This window comes from Gardnerella sp. c11Ua_71, from assembly GCF_055818025.1.
In genome coordinates this window covers 98,547-119,629 of the sequence record NZ_JARFVR010000002.1, presented here as the reverse complement: position 1 = coordinate 119,629, position 21,083 = coordinate 98,547, and the positions used below count along the sequence as shown (strand labels likewise).

Below are 21,083 nucleotides of genomic sequence, written 5' to 3'. Positions count from 1 at the left end.
ATTTAGATAATTTTTTACTATTCATAGCAATATTGCCGCTGAAAATAATGCGTATAATATACAAAGCATTACACCAACGGCAATATTGCTTAGTCGTTTAATTGTTTAATAGTTTAATTGCTTAATCGCTGATTCGTTGTTAACAGTTATTGCGATTACAACTGTTCACGAACGCGCTCTACAATTCGAGCAGCAGCCTCATCCACTGGAATTGCCTCAACGTTTGAACCGTTGCGATCGCGGATTTCAATCGTTCCATTGTTCACAGTATCGCGGCCGGCTACAGCAATCAGCGGCACACCAACAAGCTCAGCATCCTTAAACTTCACGCCTGGAGAAACCTTTGGACGATCGTCGAAGATTACTTCGATTCCCTGCTTACTAAGCTCTTCAACAACCTTCTCAGCAGCATCGAAAGCAACTTGATCCTTGCCTGTAGCAACGACGTGAACTTGAGCTGGAGCAATCGCCATAGGCCATGCAAGACCAGCATCATCGTGATGCGTTTCTGCCAAGCATGCAATCACGCGGCTAACGCCAATACCGTAACAGCCCATCCAAACTGGTACAGCTTTACCATTTTCGTTAAGAACGCTTAAGCCCAAAGCCTTAGAATACTTTAAACCAAGCTGGAACACCTGACCAATCTCAACACCGCGTTCGAAGCTCAATGGACCGGAACCATCTGGGCTCATATCGCCATCGCGAACCTGGGCTGCTTCAACAACACCATCAGCCTCAAAATCGCGGCCGTAAACAGCGTTGTAAACATGCTTTCCGTCTTCGTCGGCTCCTGTAACCCAGGCGCTGCCCTTTACAACGTGAGCATCCATCAAGTAGCGGACAGGATTTTCAATTCCACTACCCTCTTTGCGAGCTTGAGGACCTAATACGCTAAAGCCAATGTAGCCCTTAACAAACTCAGAATGAGCCTTCAAATCATCCTCAGTTGCTTCTTCAATTTCTGCAGGAGCAAACTGAGCTTCAAGACGCTTCATATCTACCTGGCGGTCACCTGGAATACCAATAGCCACGATTTCGCGCCATGGCTCCTCGTGCTCACCACCCTCAGCATCAGCTGGATGCTTAACAGCAATGATCAGATTCTTCAAAGTATCGCTTGCTTGCCATTCGCGGCCGTCTTCACGCGGATGCAAATCGTTGGAAACCTTAACCAAAGCCTCAATCGTCTTAGCATCTGGAGTATCAAGAGTCTCCATTTTAGGAGTTGCCGAGCAGTCAACCTCATGCATTTCTGGAGTGGTAAGAGCCTCAACATTCCAAGCTTTTCCAGAAGGAGCAAGCGCAAAAGTATCTTCGCCAATTGCCATTGGAGCCAAGAATTCCTCAGAATCCGATCCGCCCATAGGGCCAGAAACAGCGTGAACAATCACATATTTAATGCCTAAACGGTCAAAAATTCGAGCGTAAGTAGCGCGCTCTTCAACATAAGCAGACTTCAAACCATCTTCGTCAATCGAGAACGAGTAAGCGTCTTGCATAATAAACTCGCGTCCGCGAATAAGACCTGCACGAGGACGGAATTCATCGCGATACTTCGTTTGAATCTGATACAAAGTAACTGGCAAATCCTTGTAAGAAGAATACATATCCTTAACAAGCAATGTGAAAACTTCTTCGTGCGTTGGAGCAAGAAGATAGTCAGCCTCATGACGATCCTTAAGGCGGAAAATGTTATCGCCGTATTCTTCCCAACGATTTGTAGCCTCATAAGGCTCACGTGGAAGAAGCGCTGGGAAGTGGACCTCCTGCGCACCAATACCGTTGATTTCTTCACGAATAATCGCTTGAACCTTGTTTAAAACCTTGAGTCCAAGCGGCAACCAAGTCCACACACCTGGGGCAGATTTACGAATATAGCCTGCGCGCTGCATAAGTTTTGCGGAAGTTACGTCCGCGTCTGCTGGATCCTCGCGCAGCGTACGAAGGAACAGCTGAGACATACGAAGTACATTGGAATTCATGCGTTCCAATCTATTTGCGCATGAGGACATAAACACTTGTTTACACAGCTAATCAAAAGCAAAAACACTTTACCGACTTTGTAGCTCTAAATGGAGTGTTGGACTACAAACTCTGGAAACATCCTCCGCATTTTGTACCAATTTTGACCCGAATCACGTACAAAAAGCGGAATATAGATTATGTCGTTCGCGCGGATTAGTCGCAAAACGCTCTAAGCGCTCAGGCAAGTCATGGCGCAAAATGCTAAAACTCGTTATCGAAAGAAAACTCTTCATTATCTGCGTAATTGACAGCGCCAAAAATGTCAAACTCTTGCTGATTCGCAGAATCATCTTCCGCATTATTTGTTACGAAAGCAGCAGCACCGTCGCTAGCAAGCAACTCACTCGCGCGTTTAGAAGCCTCACGCAAGAATCCGTCTAACAGTACAGCATCCGCCGAAACACTAAACGCGCGATCGTTAATACCTTCCAAATAAAGCCCGCCAAGATTTTCCACGCGAGAAAGCGCCACATATCCCATTCCGGGAGCAAAAGTTCTACGCAAATCCATTACCGCACTGTCAAGCGTCATACCTTGCGATTTATGAATCGTAATTCCCCACGCGCATCTAAGTGGCACTTGATTTACGCTAGCAAGAACAGTCTCACCATCCGTCATTTCCCAAGCAGCCGGCTTAAGAGTGACAATATTGCCGTTTTCAAACTCAACAATCGGCCATCCACCTTTAGATTCAGGTGCGAATCTCAAAACTCGCCCAACCGAGCCGTTCACATACTGCTTATCTTGATCATTTCGCAACGCCATCACTGCAGCTCCAACCTTTAATACAAGCCGTTCTGGAGCGAGCATATTCTTTTTTAAACGCTCGACGAGATTTTTAGGGCCGGCTTCTGTTGCCACGAATTCGTGAGGCTCAGCATCAATTGCCGCAAGCTGCACATTATTTAAACCATCTGCTTGTGAGTTCGTAGGGAAAAGATGAACCGAAACTTCATCGTCTTGCGGATACTCACCAAGGCGACTGGCAAGCACTTGCTTATCTTCGTCGCTTACAAGACCGCCACGAATATCCGTCAAAACTTCAAGCAATTTGCCGTCATCCTGACGATGTTGCTCAGTTAAATAGCACACAACAGGCTTTAAAGCATCCCAGGCGAAAGATTCCGTAATATAGCCTTCTGGATTTTTGCCAGCAGCAGCATACTTTTCGCGCGACTCAATAAACTCTGGACTTGGCTCGAACACATCGCGATTTCGCATAGAAGTACTCACAGGAGGCAGCTGGAAGAAATCTCCCGAAATAACTACTTGAAGTCCGCCGAAGGGAGCAGAGTTTTTGCGCACTTTGCGGCATACTTCATCAACCATGTCGAAAAGCCACGCGTGAATCATTGAAACTTCGTCCAACACGAGCACTTCCGTGGCTTTTATGCGTTTCCCTCGCCTAGCTCTAATGGTTTTAAGAAGCGAATCGCTAAGCGCGTTTGAAACTCCAACTCCACTCCACGAGTGAATGGTTTGACCGTTTAAATGCGTTGCTGCGATTCCGGTAGAAGCCGTTACAGCCACGTTTAAACCGTTTTTTCTCATTGCGCGAATAGCTTCGTTTAATACGTAGGTTTTACCTGCACCCGGAGCGCCGGTAATGAAAACGCTTGCACCAGCGTTGATTATGGTTAGGGCTTCGGATTGCTTCATTGGCAGTACCTTTTATTGCGTTTAGTAGTCGCGCTTTGTTTAATAGTCGCGCTTTTCTGCGGAATTTACGTCTTCTAATGCTTCACCGCGGCGCTCATAGTCACGAAGCAAGCTCGTGCTCTCAATGTGCTGTGCGCCAGCTTTTGCCTGTGCTTCGCTTGGGCCTGGAGCTGGAACGAACATCATGTCACGGTAATATCTCAACTCGTCAATCGACTCAATAATATCCGCGAGCGCGCGGTGGCCGCCATGTTTTGCCGGCTTATTGCGGTAAACGTCTGGGTAAAGTCTGCGCGAAATCTCCTTCAACGTGCTTACGTCGATTACGCGATAGTGCAGATTTGCCATTAAATCTGGCATGTAACGGTCGAGGAACTTTTTGTCGGAGCCAACGGAGTTTCCAGCAAGATGCGCTTTTCCGCGCTCTGGCAGGAAGCGCTTTACGTACTCAACTACCTGCTTTTGCGCTGCTTCTAGCGGCAAACCGTTTTTATTCCATTCGTCAACAAGCCCAGAAGAAGTGTGCATATTGCGTACGAAATCGTTCATATGAGCCACAGCAGCATCGCTCGGCTTAATCACTAAATCAATTCCGTCGTCTAGAACTTTCAAATTAAAATCAGTTGGAACTACAGATACTTCGCATAATTCGTCGTGGAAAATATCGAGTCCCGTCATCTCGCAATCAATCCAAATTAAGCGCGATTCTTCCGGCGTAAACGTAAGATCTTCCTTAGCTTCAGCCATTTTCGTTCCTTTCCTAATATTTTTTCGAACCCATCAGCCTACATCTTCCCAGCGACGACTAACAGCTAAAATCACATCTCTGGCATATCAGAAAGTGAAATTCTAGAATATGATCCATTTTTCTTATCTTCAGGGTGAGGCTCTAAACCGATAATAGTTATTGACATATGATCTGGACCATAAACCCAATACATTCTCATTGCACTACTTGTTTTATTCTCCAAGTAGGATTGCCAAACTCTAACACCATATCTATTTGTCAATTCTTCAATATCATGAGTATGCAATCCTGGATGCCTTGGATTTTCAGATAAAAGTTTCATAGATTTTCCCCATTTCTTATAAAGAGAAAGATCTTTTTTACTTATACTGCCTTCTAGAAACTCTTTCTTCAATCTCTCCCAAATATTAGACATCTCTGGAATACCCATTCTAATATTGAAGTTCATTCACTTACTCCTAGAAGTCAGAGAGATCAACAGGTTCAGAGACTTTGCCAATCTTAAAATTGCGGATTGCTTCACCCATACTTTTAAGAGTTTTAGAAGAGATACTCTTAGGAATAGTAAGCTCACGTGGCTCTAATAAAATACAACCATTATCACATTCTTTAACATTGTAATAAGGGTATTTAGCTCCGCGCAGAGTTACACGCTTTTTACTATCAAGACGAACGTCATAATCTTTCACTACTTCCACAAAACACCTCATTTTTAGTGGGATATCCCACTAACTATACAATAATTTTATACGAATTGTCAAAACAAAAACGACGAAAAGTTAGAAAGTAGCAAAAAAGACTTAGCTAACTCTTCGCCGTTTATTTCAAAATTACTTGCGATTTATACGCGATTTAATCGCATAATACGCGCGACATACACACCACGCGCACCACGCGATTTAGTTATGGAAACCGCTGTAGTTTGGCGCTTCTGCAGTCATCACAATATCGTGAGGATGCGATTCGCGAAGACCAGCATCCGTAATGCGAATAAAGCGACCGCGCTCTTGCATTTCCTTAATATTGTGCGCACCAACGTAGAACATGGACTGATGCAAGCCGCCAAGCAACTGGTAAAGCACAGCGTTAAGTGGACCGCGATATGGAACTTCTCCTTCCACGCCTTCTGGAACCACCTTGTCGGAGCTAGTAACGTCTGCCTGGAAGTAGCGATCCTTCGAATAAGACTTCTTACCGCGAGGAGCCATTGCGCCAAGCGAACCCATGCCACGATAAAGCTTGTACTGCTTGCCGTGAAGCAAAACCTTCTCTCCAGGAGCTTCCTCACAACCAGCCAAAGTACCGCCGAGCATAACGGTGTCAGCACCAGCGACCAAAGCCTTAGCAATATCGCCAGAATAGTGAATACCACCATCAGCAATGCATGGAACGCCAGCAGCCTTGCAAGCCTGAGCCGCATCATAAACAGCAGTAAGCTGAGGCACACCAACGCCTGCAACAACGCGCGTAGTGCAAATAGAGCCTGGTCCAACGCCAACCTTTACAGCGTCGACACCAGCGTCAATCATAGCCTGAGCGCCTTGGCGAGTAGCAATATTTCCGCCAATAATTTGTACTCCGTCAAACGCCTTATCTGCCTTAATTCTGCGAATCATATCTAAAGCCAAGCGAGCCTCGCCGTTTGCAGTATCAACCACAAGCACGTCAACTCCAGCCTCCATAAGCGCGCACGCACGCTGCCAAGCATCTCCAAGGAAGCCAATTCCAGCAGCCACGCGCAAGCGACCCTGATCATCCTTAGTAGCATCTGGATACTGCTCAGTCTTCACAAAATCCTTAACAGTAATCAAACCAGTAAGCTTGCCTTCTGCATCAACCAAAGGCAATTTTTCAACTTTGTTGTCTGCAAGCAAACGATGCGCGTCTTCTTTAGAAATATTAGAAGGACCAGTGACGAGATTTTCGCGAGTCATCACGTCTTTGACTTTCAAACGATCATAGTCTTCGGAAGCAATGAAACGCATATCGCGATTGGTAATAATACCAACTAGACGATTTTCGCTATCTACCACTGGCAAACCAGAAATATGAAAACGCCCGCACAATTTATCTAAATCTGCGAGCGTTGCATCTGGGTGAACAGTGAGTGGGTCGGTAATCATACCAGACTCGCTGCGCTTAACAATATCGACTTGCGCAGCCTGATCATCTATAGAAAGATTGCGATGAAGAACACCAATTCCACCATTTCGAGCCATTGCAATAGCCATATCGGACTCGGTTACTGTGTCCATTGCTGCAGAAATTGCAGGAACTTTCATAGTGATTTCGCGAGTTAGATGAGTAGTTGTATCCACTTCGGAAGGAATAACATCAGTCTCATTTGGAAGCAACAGCACATCATCATAAGCAAGTCCGAGCTTCTCGAAAATTTGTGGAACAGGAGCATACACGGATTCCGTGTTCATATCAGTTGTAGCCATAGGGTTACTATACGTTTTTGCTATGACGTTTGTAAAAATCGCGTTTCATAAACTATGATTCGCGAGTATTCGAGTATTATTTTACGAATTTCGTAGCTCTGGCAGACGACGGCGCAAATATGGCATCATTGTAAGAACTGTAAGCAGCGCTGCCGCAATAATCATGCCAACAAGCACGTAAACCGCTTTAAAGAACAGAATCATTATTGACCCGAAAGATATAAGCGCCGCCCAACCCCATAAAATAAGCACCGCTCCTTGCACAGAATGCCCAATGCGCAACATTCTGTGATGCAAATGCATGCGGTCTGGATGCATTGGCGACTGCCCTTTTGCAAGCCTTCTGCATATTGCTAAACACATGTCTAACACTGGCAAAAACAGCACTAAAATCGGAAGCAAAATCGGCATAAATACTGGCAAATATATGCTTGTGTGCACTGCAGATGGATCTAAGTGACCCGTCATTATAATAGACGCGCAAGTTATTAAATACCCGATTAGCATGGAGCCAGAATCACCCATAAAAAGCTTTGCAGGATGCCAATTGTGCAAAATAAACCCTAAGCACATTCCAACCATTGCAACGTCTATAAGAGTTGCCATTGAAGCGTAGCTTGGAGATGTGCGCGCAAGAATATAAGAGTATGTCGCGAAGGCGATTCCGCCAATTGCCACAATTCCAGAAGCCAGTCCATCTAGTCCGTCTACAAAGTTGACTGCATTAATTGAAGCCACGATTAGTATTGCGGTTATTGCGATTGAAAGACTTGGAGACGCTGTAACTAGAGAGCCGAGCGGCAATGTTACGATTTGAAGCCCTCCCCATGCTACAAAAACAGCTATTAGCAATTGACCTGCAAGTTTTAGCATCCAATCTAAGTCCCAAATGTCGTCACAAACACCCAAAAGGCATACGAGTACAGCTCCAGCTAAAACTACCCACGGCTGGTGTGTTCCTGTAAAAAGCCCTGAAATAAAAGGCATGGAGCTTGCAAACGCCATTGATACAGCAAAGCCGAATAGCATTCCGACTCCACCCATACGTGGCGTAGGTATTGTGTGCACGTCGCGAGCGCGCACTTTTCCAACGGCTCCTATGCGAATCGCAAGATGACGTACAAGCGGCATTATTAGCCAAGTTGCGCCTCCTGCGATTGCTGCTATAAACAGGTATACCCTCATTTCTTGCGACTTTCTGCTCTTATCTGTTCTTCACTTATTACGCCTTCGCGCAAAATCACAATTCCGTCTTTATCGCTTGCATCCGCGCCAACTACTGTGCTTGCTACGTGTGAGCGAGTTGGACCGGCATTTAAATACAGCGGAATTTCGTCTCCAAAAGCTGCTACTGCCTCTTCTACGCTGTCTGCGCTCTCGTTTCCGCTGCGATTTGCGCTAGACGCAGCCAAAGGGCCCGTAACTCTTAAAATTTGCATTAATTCTGGGCAATCTGGCACGCGCACGCCTTGCGTTGCTTCAGCTTGGATTTTGTTTTTATTATTGTTTTGAACGTCACTACTATCTGCTTTACAAAGCGTAGCAAGCCTTGTAGCTACCGAATCTTTTTTTGCGCGCGCGATTGGTGAGTATCCGCCTGGCAGGAATTTTTCCGCAAGTACGTCTAGTGGGCTTGGCAAGTAAAGCCCAAGTTTTTCTAAGTCACTTACGCTACTCATAAGTATTTGCAAGGCTTTTGTGCGCGGTCTGCGCTTTAGTTGGTAGATTTTCGCTACTGCATCCTCGTTAAATGGGTCGCATGCTACTCCGTAAACTGTGTCTGTTGGCACTACGATTACGCCGCCTGCGTTGATTATTTGCGCTGCAAGTTGCAATGATTCTTCGTTAATCGTGCAAATTTTACTCATTTTTAGCCTCTTTTTTGCATACTACAAATCTTGCTCTGTTTGTTAAGTCGTTTTTGACTTTTGCGCTGCTAAATCCTACGTTTTTTGCATAATCTGCAAGCGCTTCTCCTTGCGTAATATCGTGTTCCATAATCATTATTCCACCCCTACGCAAATATGCAAAACTCGCTTTTACAATTTTTTGCGGTATTAGTAGCCCGTCTTGAGATCCACCATATAGCGCCATTTTAGGGTCGTAGTCGCGAGCTTCAATCTGCTCTACTGGCTGGCTTTCTGGCACATACGGCGGATTTGTGATTACTACATCTACTTTCTCTTTAATCGCAGCTTTTTCAGGCAGATTAACGTTTGTAGCATCGCCTAATATTGCGTGATATCTGTTTGAAATATCATATTTTTCCGCGATTTTGTTGTAGTTTTTTTGCAAATATTCAAAAGCTTTGGGAGACTTTTCCACTGCCCACACTTGCGCATCTGCAACTTCGCTTGCTATCGATAATCCAATCGCTCCCGACCCTGCGCACAAGTCTAAAACAATAGGATTTTTTAGATTATTTGCGCGAATCCAATCTAATCCCTCTTGAACTACGACTTCTGTCTCGGGCCGCGGCACAAAAACACCTTTGCCAACTATTAGGTCTATGTAGCGAAAAGTTGCGCATCCAATAATGTGCTGCAATGGCTCGCGCGAAGCACGTCTAGATATAAAATCGCTATATTTGCTAGCATAATTGGGCAAAAAATCCTTAAAATCGCCAAGTATTAGCGCTTTGTTTAAGTCTGCCAAACTTACGCCACAAGCGTGAGCCAGTAGCAAACGTGCGTCGTATTCTGCCGACTCTACTCCTGCATCTTCAAGTTTTTCGGCAGATGCGCGCAAAATGTGCAAAATTTCTTGCATTTTACAAGCCACGTGGTGATTTTACTTATCTTACTTAATTTACTTGGATAACTTAACTTACTTGGCTTACTTGGCTTTAGCTAAGCGATCGGCTTCATCCGCCTGAATATCGCTGTCGATAACAGGCTGCAAATCGCCGTTAAGCACCTGGTCAAGATTGTATGCCTTGTAGTTTGTGCGATGATCCACGATACGATTTTCTGGGAAGTTGTATGTGCGGATTCGCTCAGAACGGTCCAACGAGCGCACCTGCGAGTGGCGCATATCTGCCGCCTCCGCTGCCTCCTGCTCGTGCTTCATGGCAAGCAAACGCGACTTTAGCACGCGAAGAGCCGCCGCACGGTTTTGAATCTGCGACTTTTCATCTTGCATGCTAACAACAATTCCCGTTGGAATATGTGTCATACGAACAGCGGAATAAGTAGTGTTCACGGACTGTCCGCCAGGACCAGAGCTCATGAAGATGTCGATTTTCAGGTCTTTTGGATCGATTTCGATTTCGTCGTCGTCTTCGTCTGCTTCTGGGAACACGATTACACCAGCCGCGGAAGTTTGAATACGCCCTTGCGATTCAGTTACTGGGATTCGCTGCACGCGATGCACGCCGCCCTCGTATTTCATGCTTGCCCACACGCCGTCTTCTGGAGCAGGCGTACCTTTTGCGCGAATCGCAAGCTGCACGTCTTTTACGCCGCCAAGTTCCGTCGAATTTTCGCTTTGGATTACGGTAGTCCAGCCGCGCTTTTCCGCGTAACGCATATACATGCGCAACAAATCTCCAGCAAACAGAGCCGCTTCTTCGCCGCCCGTACCAGCTTTGATTTCCATAATCATGTCTCGCGCATCGTCTGGATCTCTAGGAATCAGCGCTGTGCGCAACTTTTCTTTTGCTGCTGGAATTTGTTCTTCTAATTGTTTTGCTTCTTTTGCTAAGTCTTCGTCTTCGCTTGCCATTTCGCTAGCTACTTCGTAGTCTTCGCAAAGCTGCTTGTAATTTAGGTACGCGCTTACGATTGACCCGAGTTCTGCGTGTCTACGACCGAGCTTGCGAATTGCGTCTGGATTAGACGCTACTTCTGGCTCTCCCATGCGATTTTCAATATCGCGGTATTCGTTTAGAGCTGTAACCGCTGCTGGGAACTGTTCCTCTACTGACTCAGCCATCATATTCCTTTGTAGTCGCGCATAACGCGGATTTTGAATCGAAAATATTAAATTTAAATATTGTAAGACGCATGTATGTTGCACATAAAACGCCAGCCCCGATTCCGCGAGTTACACGAAAGCAGGGCTGGCGTTTAAAAAGCTACTTAGTCTTCTTACCGTAGCGCTTCTCGAAGCGAGCCACGCGGCCGCCGGTGTCGAGAATCTTCTGCTTGCCGGTATAGAATGGGTGGCACTTTGAGCACACGTCAACCGTCATATGATCGCCATTTGCGGTGGAACGAGTTACGAAAGTGTCTCCGCAGGAGCAGGTAACCTGCACTGCGTGATAGTCGGGATGAATACCCTGCTTCATAATGTCTCCTATGGAATTCGGGCGACCCGGGTCGCAAAGCCCCAATAGCTAAGCGTGAACCGGAACCTTCGTTATTCTAGTCACCACCCTCGACTCAACAAATCAGCTTTCGTTATCTTCGTTCTTACGTCTGCGATGCTTAGCAGCAAATCCAGCTAAACCAACAGACGCTAACAAGCTGGCGATTAACGCGGACTGTGTAACGTCACTACCAGTTTGAGGCAGAGCTTCTGACGGCTGCTTTGCAGAATCCTTCACGGCTTCTGGCTCTGTTGCTTGCTTAGGTTCCGCAGCCTGTTCAGGTACGACTTCAGTCGAAGGAGCTTCAGGCATTGGAATATACGGATATGATTCTGGCATCGGATATTCTTCTTGTCTTGGTTCTTCTTCTGGCTTCGACGGAGCTGGTGCAGGAGCTGGCGGCACAGGCGTTGGAACAGGTGCTGGAGTTGGCACGGGAGCAGGTTTGCTCTCAGAAATCACATCAATTTCAACAGTAATTTCCGCTTCGCGACCGTACTTATCGGTAGTAGTAAACGTTAGCTCAACTTTTGGCTTTCCGTCCACAATCTTCGGAGTGCCGGAAATCGTGCATGCAGTGCCAGCGCAATTTGCGTTAATACCGTTTACAGAATTCTTAACCTGGGAAACTAACTTGTTAATAGTTACTTCCTTGCCGTCTACCGTAACCGTTGTGTTATTAACATCACCTTCAGTCATGTTTTGCAATCTGAAGTTCGTGAAAATACCCTCGCGAGCAGAACCACTAAACTTAAACTTCATAGGAGCCATCTTCTCGAAGTTTGCAGTAATAGTGATTTCATGCTTTGGCTTAGCGGCAGGAATAGCATACAAATCCACACCCGCATCCTTAAAAAGCTTCTTCAAATCTTGCAAAGTCGAGCTATGCAAAAGCCTAATTTTAGCTGCAATATCAGGCCTTTCCTTTTCTTCTGCAATTTGTATAAGAAGCTCGCGCTGTTCTTCCGAAGCGTAATCTTCTTCATTAACCTTATAGGCTGGAATCTTCACATCTGGCTTAGCAGATTTTATAAGATTCTTGAAAGCTTCCAAAGAAGATTTGTGGCTAGCGCGAATAATACTAGCTACATAATGTAAGCCGTTAATATCCGCAAACTGAGCTAACGCTTCTTTCTTCTTATCAAAAGTAAGCTTGTTATATTCAGCTAAGTCTATTCCTGCCTTCTCTAGCTTCTTACTCAAATCGTCCAAGGAATCATTAGACTTACTAATTTCTTCAGCGAGTGTTTCATTTCCAGCTTCTTTAGCAATTTTTGCAAGCAAAGCTTTTTCACGATTATGCTCAACGATTTCATCAACATCAATGCCTTCTTTTATAAGCATATTATTCTTAATATTTTGCAATGAATCGTTAGACTTACGAATTTCAGAAGCTAGATCAATTTTACCCTTACTTTCGGCAATCTTAGCTAATTCTTCACGCTTAGCATTGTAGACTTGCGCAGCATGTTGCTTTTGCGCTTCGTTCAGCAGATTTTGCAAAGCAGCAAGCGTAGAGTTGCGCGAATCACTGATCAGCTTTGCAACATAGTGTATTCCGTCAATCTTAGCCAAACGAGCCAAAGCTTCGCGTTCTTCTTCTGTAGCCTTGCGCTTATCTGCTGGAACTGCTGGAGTCTCAGTCGTAATAGAAGTCCAATTCTTGAACACGTAGCCCTTATCTGCAAGCACATCTGGAACCTGCATAAGGAAACCCTTAGCGTCGTTTCGCACCCAATATACTGAAACTGGCTCACTACCAGCATTCTTAAGAGGCGATTTTTGCAAACTTCCGCCCTTACCGGCTACGTACGTCACCTTCGTGTAGTTCTTTTCTATGAACTTAGCCGCAGCAGTGCCCTTAGCCGGCAAATCGTTATCTGCAATCACGTTAGGCAAAACGTACACGCGCACAGGCAACTTAGTTGTAACAGTTTTTTGTTTACCGACAGAATCAGTTTCATCAATAGGCTTAGTGACATTCACCATAATTGTTGAAATTCCAGGCTTTGAAACATCAACCGTAGAGTTACTATCTATCGATACACTCACTTTAGGGTCAGTGTTATGTACGAGCTTATTAACGTTTGTAATACTCTCACCCACGCCAATAACTGTTTCTGGAATCTTCACATCGTCAACGCCATTTTGCTCAGCAACGAAGATGCGCGGCTTACTAATATCCCAATTGTCATGTAAGAATATGTTCGACTTATCGCCTCTTGCATTATACATTTGCCACTTTGTAAAACCGGAAAGCGTTGCAGCAGTGTCGCTTGCAACCTTCTTAGCAAACTTAATGTTATCTTCTTTATCTTTTCCGTGACGAATATACAGCAGTTTTGGCTTATACGAACCGTCAGCCCACGTTCTGCCAAATCCTGGAAGGAATATGGTTGCAACGTAACCGTCTGGAATCTCGTCTTGCTTGGAAGCGTCGATGACGTTTTCTACGCGCTTATAAACCGCTTGATACGTAGTGTCATCTTTATACGCATTTTTCAATATGCTTGAGCTTTGCAAAATTTCGTTTTGCTTAACTTTATCTGCAGTAAGAGGCTTAGCACTACTGTTATCTTGTGTAAAGTTATCAAGCTTCTTCCAACCGACGAACTCGTAATGGTAGCCATCAGCATCATAATCCTTGCCAATAGCCTGCGGTGCGCGCACACCAGAAGTCTTGCCCGTATGTGCGTAGAACAAAGTGCGAGAACCGCTAGCCATAGTTCCATAACTATTATTCGTAATGAAGTTAACCTTCTTATACTCATTAGCTATTTGGTCATGCTCAGATTGCTCATCTTGAGTTGGCTTATTACCAAGATCCTTTACATTTTCACCGTAAATCAAGTCGTACATTACTTTAAGCTTGCCAACAGTCTTATAGTCAACGGTGTCCGCGTCACTATAAGTCACACTAACTGTTAACGGAACAGTGTAAACGCCAGCTTTATCAATAGTTGGAGCAGTAGATGCATACTTAACTGTTACACTCTTTACATTTGGATTCTTTGTTTTATCAATCAAAGAATCATAATTAGCAATGTAATCTTTTGGCTCTGGAAGAGTCTCTTTATCTCCACGAATTGCAAGCAAAGTATTACTCTTAACTTCTGGAGTAGCTAAAGGCTCCTGATCTGCCACGAACTCTTGGAATGGTTCATTGACTTTCCACTTGTCAGTAGAGTCAGCGACATTTGGAATTGAATCAACCTTCTTACCGTCGTTAAGCATGCTGCTTCGAGACCAAGTTCCCTTAGCGCCAGTTAGCTGATTATTAAGCCAAGCTAATGCGCCACTTCCTTCTTTTGTAATCTTCTCAAGATCAGTACCCTTCTTTACGTAGAACACTTTAGGGCCGCTTGTGCCATCCTTCCACAATCGCCCTGGAGCAGGCTTGAAGATTGCGACTACAGCATCCTTAGGAACTTCACCACCGTCAGAAGTGCTAGAGAAGTATTCAATCTTCTTGTAAACAGCGGTGTAAGTTTTGCCAGAATTATCGTCAACAGTAACATCTTTATAACGACCTTCAGGATCGATATCGTACTTCTGCTCTGGATTTGGATTCTCAGCAGTCGGTTCTACAACCTTCGTCGCCCAGCCCTTGAACACATAGTAGTAATTATCTTGACCGTGATCCTTACCGAAGGCTTGCGGCACGCGGATTCTAACTTCCTTACCCTTATAAACGTACGCAGTAAGAGTAGTTTCTCCGCCAGCAGGATGATTAGCATTATCTCCATCGTGACCAACAATAGTGCCTTCATCATTCTTTCCGGTAAAAGTAATCGGTGCATACTCGTCAATATGAGCTTTGCCGTAGTCGGTAGCTTTGAACTTCTCCCAATCGCTTGCGTACACCAAATCTGGCAGCACGCGGTACAGCACTTCAGCTTCAGCACTGTTATCACCAAGCTTCACTTGCACTTTAATCTTGTGCAAGCCTGGAGTGTTGTCAAACTTTTCACCATCAGCAAAGCTGAACTTAGCACCATCTGGATAATCACCAGCATTCGTTATAAGCTTCTTAGCATCATCACTATTTGCAATACTAATATTCTCAGTTGGCTTAAGCACTTGCGGAGCTGCAGCAACAGGAGCTTTTAGCTTGAATTTAGCAGTGTAAATTACCTCAGGACTGTTCTGCTCTTCGGAGCGAATCGGCAAGCGACTTACGCCATCAGCATACTGAAGCTTCGTAGAGCCAGCATCATACGAACCAATTTGCGAAGTCCAGCCATCAAACTCATAGCCTTGCTTTGCTTTAACTGTTGGAAGCGGCATCTGGTATGCCTTCGTGCCCTTAATTGCGTCGTACACAAGAGCAGAGCCGTCAGCTACATCCTTGTTCTGCCAGTCAACAACGCTACCCATAGAGCTTTGGTTATCAGCCACTTTGAACACGTAGCGCGTGTAGTTGGTTGGGCGAGACTGATTATCGTCCTGGCGCTTAAGCACGCGAACGTCTTTATACTTGAAGGTGATTGTAGGGATACCGTTAGTCTGCTTACCTTCGCTATCAGTAGTATAAGTAATATTCTTCTGCGTAGTTTCCGGCATAAAGCCTTCAATCGGCTTGTAGAATGCTACGTCATAGTTTCTATTTACAGAGCTGACTTCGCTTTCTGGAAGAAGCTCCTTGCCGTTTTGATCAATATACTTTACCTTATACTTGCGCGTATTGTACGTTTGGTAAATAAACTCGCCAGTATTCTGCTTCTCATCACTCGAGGCTTCAAAGCTCGTGAAATGCTTATCCGGGAAGTGCGTTTCGTCACTGTAGACTGCTTCCGCATTGTAGCGCAAATGCTCGCGCAAACCTGAAACCGTTTGAGTAGAAACGTGATCCACCATCGCGGCTTTGGCTGATTCGGAAAGACCAGGCTGCTTATATTCATCAAACGTGTACCCTGGCTTTAAGAATATGTGCTTAAAAGTACCGTTGTAGCGAGTATCCCTAACCCACACTGCATCAAGCTTTATATCTTCTACTACTTTATTGCCAAAAGCGTACGGCAAAGTTTTGCCGTTCTTAGTAATTTCCCAACCGTAGAAGTCGTAGCCCTTACGCGTTGGAACCTTTATATCATTCTTTTCGTCAATAACATTGTAGCGAGCGAACTCTTTTTTCTTAACTACATCTTGGATAGTATTGCCGTTTTCGTCAGTTCCAGGCATATGGTAGTCAAGCGTCACAGTGTGCTTAATATTAGTTGGCTTACCCCAGGCAGCGTAAAGCTTAATGCCGTTGACTGGCATTGTAATATCTTTGTTTTCGCCATTTATAAACTGAGTACCAGCCTGATCAACAGCCCAGCCTTTAAACACATAGTCTTCTGGCAAATCAGCAGGGCGAACGATGGAGTAAGTCTTGCCGTTAAGTGTGAATGTGTACTTGCCATCGAACTGAGTTGCGGTGTTATCACCACCATCTTTAGTTACAGAAGCATCATAAGATGTATCGTTTCCGTATAAATCTTTGTCTTCGCCCGTCAAATCTTTTTTGCCGCGCTTAGTCAAGCTATACTCGAACGGCAGGCTCTCTTTAGCAGAGCCATTGCCGTCCTTTATAGCATTGCCATCCGCATTATAAAACTGCACATCATACGACTTGCGGTCGTATCTAAATTCAATTATTTTGTTTTCTTCAAATTCAGTTGCATCACCAGAATAATCTTCTTGTTCATCTACTGGAACGCCCCTAAATTTTCTAAATTCTAAATGATACTTTTTAGCAAAAGCATTCTTCTCATCATCACTTAAATCATCCCAATTCCCATGACCATGAGATTCGTTATACCACTCTTCCCGTTTATCTTCAAAGTCGTCTGAATCTAACGAATCACTAACTTTTGTCTTATCATAACCATTAGCAGGATTAAAACCTGCAATAGATGGAGCTGTATATTTATAGCTATCGTTGGAAGTATCATCTTTGCTATATGAATCAGTTGAAAGCTCATAATCATTGTCGTCTATATCATCGCCACCGTTTTTAGCAGACGCAATACTTTGCTTCCTAATAATCACCTGTATAGGCGCACTTTTACTACTGGTATCAGCAGTAAGCAGACGCTGATTATCTTTTAGCTCGTACGCAGTTTGGGTATTACTCTCAGGGTCATCGCTAATTTTAGGCACTGTTCCAGCACCATTCTTAAGAGCAACACGCAAACTAGGGTCAGCAAATTCTTTTATAGTAAAACGATACGGAGGAGTGTCACGATACTCTACTTTCCCTGAATATCCAAGCTGCCATCCTAAAGAGCCTATATCTTCTTTATTAAAATCTAATTCATTTATATCAGGCCAAATATCAGTAAGCTTTTGACCGTAACGAACATTTACGCGGTAACCTTTATGGTTAATTACATTGCCATTATCATCTTCGTTATTATTATCATACTCCGTTGAACAATCGCCGCCGCCAGCATAGCAATAAATAGTTGTTTTGCCGTTTTCGTCTTTTCTTTTTATAGCAGCATTGTTTAAGCTATCATTTTTTATACCAGCAGGCTTAGCAAAAATAAGCTCGTAAGTATTGCGGTCGTAAACTAAGTTAAGAGTGTTGTTTAAGTCGTCAGCGCAAAGCTGCGATTTACTACGTTTGCCTAAATCTGGGCGACCCGGCACAAAATCATGTTGCTCAGTATTAAGCTTTTTAGTAAGCTCCTTATTCACATGGAAGTAGCGCGTAAATAAATCCTTGCCTTTATTTTCAGCGGCACCAGGATTCGCGGTATTGTACCCATCTAAGCTTGTTACAGGCGTATCGTTCATCCAGTTGAACTTTGAAATTAAGCCAGTCTTATGGTCAGAATCTTTTCCCTGCAGCTCTTCTTTAGTTAAGCCAAGCTCTGGGGCACTTACATAATCATCCGCGCTTGTTCCATTAAGAGCATTAGCGTCCTTAATAACGCCGGCATCATCCATTTTATCAAGCGCAACGTCGCTATCTGTCTTCACATTCTTGCGCTCAACAAGACCAACAAAGTCGTAGTTTTTAAGCGAATTTGGATTATCTTTGTCAACTAAATCCGCTTTTTGCACCCACACGTTCACGCGGTAGCTAGTAGTATTGTTCGCTTCCCAATTAGCGCGGAATTGCACATTGTGATCCGGCATCTTGTAGTCATCAAGAGAAACAATAGTATTCTCAGCATAAAGCGGATCACTCTCTTTGCTAGGATCTACTAAAGACCATCCTTTAAAAGTGTAACCGCGCCTAGTTGGGTTCGTAACTTGTGGCACAAGTTGCTGGTAATACACTTTTTGAGCAGTAACATCCGTGCCGCCATCAGAATCGTACGTAACTTCATACGCTTTACGGTAGTAGCGAAGGTTCAAAACTAGCTTGTCTTTTTCATCTTCAGAATCCGAAAGCGGCGAGCTAATAAGATTATGCTCCGGTTCGTAGCCTGGGATGTACGTTGAAACAGCTGTTACATCCGAGCCAACTGTGCCAGTAATCTCTGTAACGTGTATTTTCTCAGTAGTGCCATCCTTATGCGTTACAGTAATTACTTTACCTATACCCAAATTAGGAGCATCGATAAACTTATCCTTATTATCGAGATCTTGCACCAAGTGACGCACATAGTACTTAGCTGTTTTAGGAGCGTAGTTGATGTTCAACTCGCCGTAGTACTGAATGCCGTCTTCTGCTGGCATCTGCGTAGAGGATGAAGATTGCGGATTTGTAGTTGTTCGAGATGATGAGGTTTGCGGAGCTTGAGCGACGTTATTTCCCCCAACAGCCTGCCTTTTCTTTACAGCGTATTCTTTAATAAGATTTTTGTCTAGACGCAAGTAGCGAACAGCGTCCGCATTCGTACCGTCGTCAATAACGAACTCGTTTTTATCATTTTTAATGTAGTACTGGTATGTGCCTGAATGATATACAGATGGGCGGTATCCAGCAGACTTTGGAAGCTCAATATATTCGTACTTGCCATCTTTGCCAAGATTATCGAAGCCGGCTTTGTCAATCGTAAGCTCGTACGGCTGCACAAGCTGCTTATTCGCAGCGCCACCAATCGTATAGCGAATTTGCAAATTGTATGTAGCTTTTGGCTTTTTGTCGGTTTGTACCTGTTCGTTGGCTTGCTCTGTGCTCTTCGCCTCTGGATTATCTGTATTCGGCTTAATTACCTGGCTGTTTGGATCAGTTGCTGCGTTATTAGTTGTTGTGCCAGTGTTCTGTGTGCCAGCGGTCGGTGTAGAAGCAGGTGAAGCAGGTGAAGGCGTAGCGCTTTTATCTTTGCCAGTGACGCCTGTACCTGTAACTGCACCTTGCGCATTATCGTGCGAACCTTGTGCAGTGCCTTGTGCAGTGCCTTGTGCAGTTGGATTTTCTGCACTTTGCCCTTGCGCACCTTGCCCCCCTTGAGCATTGCCATTGCCTTCTGCACTTGGGCTCGCTGTATTTCCAGCACCAGCGCTAGATTCTGTACCTGCTGAAGGTGCAGAAGCAGACGGAGTTTCAGGCGCATTATTTGCAGGAGTTACACTACTCCCCTTGTTAGAACCGTTTGCACTTTCATCAACACTCCTACGAGAACGCACTTTTGGCTTATTTGCATCGTTTACTGTATTCGCATTTTCTTCGTGAGTGCTTGAAGGTTGTGCGCTTGTATTCTGCTCTGTAGCAGGCTTCGAGCTTTCAGCATTTCCAGACTGCGCATTTGCAGGCTGCTGATTTTCAGCGTGTTCAGTCTGCGCTGTATTCTGATTTGGTTCAGCCTTTGCCTCTGGTTCCGTCTTCGCAACAGTCTTTGCACTTGCAGGCTGTGAAGTTTCTGGTTGTGCAGATTGCTTCGCTGCAGGAGCAGCAGCCGGCTTTGTGTATGAAGCCTTTGTATCTGAAGCCTTTGTATCTGCTGGCTTTACAGAATTTTCAACTTTAGGTTTTGCAGCAGTTGGCTTTTCAGTCGTTTTATGTGCATGTACAGACGCGTTCGACTTTGGCTTCTCCGCGACTTTACCAGTTTCAGCTGGATTGGTTTTCTCGTCCTTAGTCTGCGTTGCATCTGGCTTCTTCGCAGATTTTACAGGTTTTGCAATCTCAGAACTTGCTGTATCTTGCTCACTCTTAGTCGCAGTCTTAGTAGCACTATTATCGGCACTACTAGTAGCAGATCTATCCTCAAAATTATTAGTATCAAAAGAACGATTTGAAGGCGAAGACGAATCGCCATTTGTAACAAAATATTCGCCAGAATCCTTAACACCTACGGAAGAATCGCCAGCAACCGTTTCCTGATTCTCAACGCCTTCAGCGATAGCATTAGAATCAGTATTTTTAGCTAAATATTTAACAGAATCAAACATATGGCGCGTAGTGCGATCAGAAGGAGCACCCGTGTTAAGCAATCCATTCTTATATAAGCCGTTTCCATCGCCATCGCCCTTGCCATTACCAGAGCCTTTGCCGGCGCCATTCCCAGCACCTTTGCCAGAAGTCTTAGCAACACTATTTACATAAGACGGATCAAAAGAATCAGGGTTAAAAGAAGTCCTAGCTAAAGCCGCTGCGCCAGGCAACACCATAGACAATGTAGACGCTAAAGCTACAGCTGCAACGCCAAGGCGATGACCAGAAGCACTAGTAGCAGTAGACGAGGAAGAACGCTTAGCAGCCTTAGCATTTTTCTTAGCGCTCTTAACGTTATTAGCGTTCTTAGCGTCGCCAGAAACACTCTTATGCTTAGCAGATTTAATGCTTAAAACGTCACTACCACTATTTTTAGTTCTAGCCAATTCGACTCCCAAACTCCGTTACATCTAGCACATAGAATCAACATGCACGTTTAGTATTCAACAATCAAAATACACAACATACGGCAATGTTTAGTAACCAGTGCACTCCAAAAAAAATACTTAACCTTTGTTA

General features: G+C 44.6%; 12 protein-coding genes. All 12 read right to left on the bottom strand.

Going from position 1 to position 21,083, the window contains the following annotated elements; genetic code table 11:
• Positions 1 to 155: 155 nt before the first annotated feature.
• Positions 156 to 1,985, bottom strand: a complete 1,830-nt coding sequence (locus P0106_RS02025; RefSeq protein WP_473730374.1) for a proline--tRNA ligase — start codon at positions 1,983 to 1,985, stop codon at positions 156 to 158.
• Positions 1,986 to 2,229: 244 nt separating this feature from the next.
• Positions 2,230 to 3,687 (bottom strand): PIF1 family DEAD/DEAH box helicase, encoded by a 1,458-nt coding sequence (locus P0106_RS02020; RefSeq protein ID WP_248902469.1) that lies wholly within the window; start codon positions 3,685 to 3,687, stop codon positions 2,230 to 2,232.
• Positions 3,688 to 3,726: 39 nt separating this feature from the next.
• Positions 3,727 to 4,434: an oligoribonuclease gene (orn, locus tag P0106_RS02015; protein ID WP_075038870.1), complete on the bottom strand. Its 708-nt coding sequence runs from the start codon at positions 4,432 to 4,434 to the stop codon at positions 3,727 to 3,729.
• A 71-nt stretch (positions 4,435 to 4,505) separates the two neighbouring features.
• A complete protein-coding gene (locus P0106_RS02010) occupies positions 4,506 to 4,757 on the bottom strand; it encodes a hypothetical protein (RefSeq protein ID WP_004130611.1) in 252 nt (83 codons plus the stop codon).
• A 136-nt stretch (positions 4,758 to 4,893) separates the two neighbouring features.
• Positions 4,894 to 5,133, bottom strand: coding sequence for a hypothetical protein (locus P0106_RS02005; RefSeq protein WP_004114892.1), 240 nt, complete (start codon positions 5,131 to 5,133; stop codon positions 4,894 to 4,896).
• A gap of 201 nt (positions 5,134 to 5,334) precedes the next feature.
• Positions 5,335 to 6,879, bottom strand: a complete 1,545-nt coding sequence (guaB, locus tag P0106_RS02000) for an IMP dehydrogenase (RefSeq protein ID WP_004117683.1) — start codon at positions 6,877 to 6,879, stop codon at positions 5,335 to 5,337.
• An 81-nt stretch (positions 6,880 to 6,960) separates the two neighbouring features.
• Positions 6,961 to 8,064, bottom strand: a complete 1,104-nt coding sequence (locus P0106_RS01995; RefSeq protein ID WP_004117681.1) for an MraY family glycosyltransferase — start codon at positions 8,062 to 8,064, stop codon at positions 6,961 to 6,963.
• A complete protein-coding gene (locus P0106_RS01990; RefSeq protein ID WP_473730373.1) occupies positions 8,061 to 8,747 on the bottom strand; it encodes an L-threonylcarbamoyladenylate synthase in 687 nt (228 codons plus the stop codon). The genes P0106_RS01995 and P0106_RS01990 overlap by 4 nt, the downstream gene beginning before the upstream one ends.
• Positions 8,740 to 9,648: a peptide chain release factor N(5)-glutamine methyltransferase gene (prmC, locus tag P0106_RS01985; RefSeq protein ID WP_410314204.1), complete on the bottom strand. Its 909-nt coding sequence runs from the start codon at positions 9,646 to 9,648 to the stop codon at positions 8,740 to 8,742. The genes P0106_RS01990 and prmC overlap by 8 nt, the downstream gene beginning before the upstream one ends.
• Positions 9,649 to 9,714: 66 nt before the next feature.
• Positions 9,715 to 10,812 (bottom strand): peptide chain release factor 1, encoded by a 1,098-nt coding sequence (prfA, locus tag P0106_RS01980; RefSeq protein ID WP_004114886.1) that lies wholly within the window; start codon positions 10,810 to 10,812, stop codon positions 9,715 to 9,717.
• Between the two features lie 142 nt (positions 10,813 to 10,954).
• Positions 10,955 to 11,167 carry a 50S ribosomal protein L31 gene (gene rpmE, locus P0106_RS01975; RefSeq protein ID WP_004114884.1) on the bottom strand — a complete coding sequence of 71 codons (213 nt, stop codon included), beginning with the start codon at positions 11,165 to 11,167 and terminating at the stop codon, positions 10,955 to 10,957.
• Between the two features lie 102 nt (positions 11,168 to 11,269).
• Positions 11,270 to 20,950, bottom strand: a complete 9,681-nt coding sequence (locus P0106_RS01970) for an InlB B-repeat-containing protein (protein ID WP_473730372.1) — start codon at positions 20,948 to 20,950, stop codon at positions 11,270 to 11,272.
• Between the last annotated feature and the right edge of the window lie 133 nt (positions 20,951 to 21,083).

Coding starts and splice junctions, on each gene's coding strand:
- P0106_RS02025 (WP_473730374.1), bottom strand. CDS start 1,985: ATGAATTCCAATGTACTTCGTATGTCTCAGCTGTTCCTTCGTACGCTG.
- P0106_RS02020 (WP_248902469.1), bottom strand. CDS start 3,687: ATGAAGCAATCCGAAGCCCTAACCATAATCAACGCTGGTGCAAGCGTT.
- orn (WP_075038870.1), bottom strand. CDS start 4,434: ATGGCTGAAGCTAAGGAAGATCTTACGTTTACGCCGGAAGAATCGCGC.
- P0106_RS02010 (WP_004130611.1), bottom strand. CDS start 4,757: ATGAAACTTTTATCTGAAAATCCAAGGCATCCAGGATTGCATACTCAT.
- guaB (WP_004117683.1), bottom strand. CDS start 6,879: ATGGCTACAACTGATATGAACACGGAATCCGTGTATGCTCCTGTTCCA.
- P0106_RS01995 (WP_004117681.1), bottom strand. CDS start 8,064: ATGAGGGTATACCTGTTTATAGCAGCAATCGCAGGAGGCGCAACTTGG.
- P0106_RS01990 (WP_473730373.1), bottom strand. CDS start 8,747: ATGAGTAAAATTTGCACGATTAACGAAGAATCATTGCAACTTGCAGCG.
- prmC (WP_410314204.1), bottom strand. CDS start 9,648: ATGCAAGAAATTTTGCACATTTTGCGCGCATCTGCCGAAAAACTTGAA.
- prfA (WP_004114886.1), bottom strand. CDS start 10,812: ATGGCTGAGTCAGTAGAGGAACAGTTCCCAGCAGCGGTTACAGCTCTA.
- rpmE (WP_004114884.1), bottom strand. CDS start 11,167: ATGAAGCAGGGTATTCATCCCGACTATCACGCAGTGCAGGTTACCTGC.